Here is a 243-nt window from a genome sequence, read left to right on the forward strand (position 1 = left end):
ACCTGCACCACGCCCACCTTGCCCTTCGGCGTCTCCAGCAGCACGGAACCGTGGCCCGGCGTACCCTGCTGGTAATTGATGGGACGCAGCAAACGGGGCTCCCCATCCATCCACGGAATCAGATCGGGCTGATCCCATACGTGATCGCCCATCGTAATCGCATCCACACCGCTCCGCAGCAATTCCTGCGCAATCTTCGGCGTAATGCCGCGGCCTCCGGCGGCATTCTCCCCGTTGACCACA

Annotated in this window: 1 protein-coding gene; it reads right to left on the minus strand. The window is 63.0% G+C overall.

Annotated features, from left to right (window positions below; genetic code table 11):
• The coding region (locus tag CI070_RS03320) for a YmdB family metallophosphoesterase (RefSeq protein WP_143245551.1) at positions 1 to 243 on the minus strand (243 nt) is incomplete at both ends.

Source organism: Akkermansia muciniphila, from assembly GCF_900184965.1.
GTDB classification, from domain to species: Bacteria; Verrucomicrobiota; Verrucomicrobiia; order Verrucomicrobiales; family Akkermansiaceae; genus Akkermansia; species Akkermansia muciniphila_A.